Origin of the sequence: Acidovorax sp. BoFeN1, from assembly GCF_003345135.1 — a bacterium.
GTDB classification, from domain to species: domain Bacteria; phylum Pseudomonadota; class Gammaproteobacteria; order Burkholderiales; family Burkholderiaceae_C; genus Acidovorax; species Acidovorax defluvii.
The window spans coordinates 1-2,204 of sequence record NZ_QOZT01000157.1; the positions used below are offsets into that span (position 1 = coordinate 1).

General features: G+C 66.8%; 3 protein-coding genes. All 3 read right to left on the reverse strand.

What is annotated here, in order from left to right; translation table 11 throughout:
• Positions 1-610 (reverse strand): transcription antitermination factor NusB (gene nusB / locus DTW89_RS18965; protein WP_114657062.1); only part of this gene is annotated, 610 nt, incomplete at its 3' end.
• Entirely contained in the window at positions 607-1,071 is a 465-nt protein-coding gene (gene ribH / locus DTW89_RS18970; protein ID WP_114657063.1) for a 6,7-dimethyl-8-ribityllumazine synthase, read from the reverse strand. The genes ribH and nusB, both read right to left, overlap by 4 nt.
• A gap of 3 nt (positions 1,072-1,074) precedes the next feature.
• Positions 1,075-2,196: a bifunctional 3,4-dihydroxy-2-butanone-4-phosphate synthase/GTP cyclohydrolase II gene (gene ribBA / locus DTW89_RS18975; protein WP_024815790.1), complete on the reverse strand. Its 1,122-nt coding sequence runs from the start codon at positions 2,194-2,196 to the stop codon at positions 1,075-1,077.
• Positions 2,197-2,204: the final 8 nt, after the last annotated feature.

Consider the following 2,204-nt stretch of genomic DNA (forward strand, 5'->3'; position numbering starts at 1 on the left):
GGCTTGTCTCGGGGGCTGGGAGATGTGTATAAGGGACAGCGTCGGGGCTGGCGGGGGCGGTGGCAGGCGCTGCGCCCTTGTCGGCGGCCACTTCGGCCGTGCGCAGGCGGGGCGCCAGGCCGTTGAGCACGGCATTTACATATTTGTGGCCGTCGGTGCCGCCAAATTCCTTGGCCAGCTCGATGCACTCGTTGAGCACCACGCGCCAGGGCACATCCAGGCAGTGCTGAAACTCGTACACCCCGATCCACATGGTGGCGTGCTCGATGGGCGAGATCTCGGCCATCTTGCGGTCGAGCAGCGGCGTGATCAGGGCATCGAGCTCGGCTGCCGTGTTGATGCAGCCGTGCAGCACGGCGTTGTAATGCGCGGCGTCGGCCTTGTGAAAACCGGCCAGATCGCGCGTGAACGAGTCAATGGCCGTGGCTTCGTTGCGCCCCACGATGTGCTGGTATAGCGCCTGCAGCACGAACTCGCGGGCGCGGCTGCGGTTGGACTTGGACGCCGCCTTGCGCACGCCGTTGCTCTTGACGCCAGTGCGCGCCTGCTTGGGTGGGCGTGCAGCGGGGGATGCAGAAGGGGGCGCAGCGGGCGTGGTGGGATCGGTCATGACAGTTCTTCCAGCAGGTTCGCCATTTCCACGGCCACGCGGGCGGCGTCGCGGCCCTTGTCGGTCTGGCGGGCAATGGCTTGTTCCAGGTTTTCGGTGGTGATGATGGCGTTGGCAATGGGCAACTGGTAGTCCAGCGCCAGCCGGGTCACGCCAGCGCCCGATTCGTTGGCCACCAGTTCGAAGTGGTAGGTTTCGCCGCGGATGATGCAGCCCAGCGCGATCAGAGCGTCGAATTCATCGCTTTCGGCCATGGCCTGCAGCGCCACGGGCACCTCCAAGGCTCCCGGCACCAGCACATGCTGGATGTGATCGTCTGGCACGCCCAGGGCCTGCAGTTCTTCGCGGCAGGCCTTGGCCAGTGCGTTGGTGATGCCTTCGTTGAAGCGCGCCTGCACGATGCCGATGTGCAGCTTGCTGCCGTCGAGCCCGTTTGCGGCTCCCTTGTCTGCATTCAACATGGTTTATTCCTTGGGGATGTAGCCGGTGATTTCGAGGCCATAACCGGCCATGCTGGGCATGCGCCGTGGCTGGCCCATGAGCTGCATCTTTTGCACGCCGCATTCGCGCAAAATCTGCGCGCCCACGCCGTAGGTGCGCAGGTCCATGCGGCCGCGCTCGGGTGCCTGGGCCGCGCGGGCGGTACCTTCAAACTGGGCCAGCAGCTGCGCGGCGCTTTCGCCGCAGTTGAGCAGCACGGCCACGCCCTTGCCCTGCGCATCCAGATAGTGCAGGCTGGTGTCCAGCCCCCACGAGTGCATGGAGCGGTTGACTTCGAGCGCATCCAGCACCGACAGTGGCTCGTGCACGCGCACGGGCACCACTTCGTCCGCGCCCCACTGGCCCTTGACCAATGCCAGGTGCACCGCGCCGCTGGGTTTGTCGCGGTACGCGTGGGCGGTGAACTCGCCGTAGGCCGTTTGCAGCGTACGCGTGCCCACCTTTTCGACCAGCGACTCGGTGCGGCTGCGGTGTTCGATCAGGTCGGCGATGGTGCCGATCTTGATGCCGTGCTCGGCCGCAAACACCTGCAGGTCGGGCAGGCGCGCCATGGTGCCGTCGTCTTTCATGATCTCGCAGATCACGGCGGCGGGGCTGCAGCCCGCCATGGCCGACAGGTCGCAACCGGCCTCGGTGTGGCCTGCGCGCATGAGCACGCCGCCGTCCACCGCTTGCAGCGGGAAGATGTGGCCGGGCTGCACCAGGTCGCTGGCCTGGCTGCTCCTGGACACGGCCACCTGCACGGTGCGCGCACGGTCGCCGGCCGAGATGCCGGTGGTCACGCCCTCGGCGGCCTCGATCGATACGGTAAACGCCGTGCTGTAGGCGGTGCCGTTGCGCGTGGCCATGGGCGGGAGCTTGAGGAACTCGCAGCGCTCGCGCGTGAGCGTCAGGCAGATCAGGCCCCGGCCAAAGCGCGCCATGAAGTTGATGGCCTCGGGCGTGACATGGTCGGCGGCCAGCACCAGGTCGCCTTCGTTTTCGCGGTCTTCTTCATCCACCAGGATGACCATGCGCCCGGCGCGCATCTCGGCCACGATTTCTTGCACCGGCGAGATGGGCGCGGGGGTGAGGGGGGTGTTCATGGGAGGGC

Coding starts and splice junctions, on each gene's coding strand:
- ribBA (WP_024815790.1), bottom strand. CDS start 2,196: ATGAACACCCCCCTCACCCCCGCGCCCATCTCGCCGGTGCAAGAAATC.
- ribH (WP_114657063.1), bottom strand. CDS start 1,071: ATGTTGAATGCAGACAAGGGAGCCGCAAACGGGCTCGACGGCAGCAAG.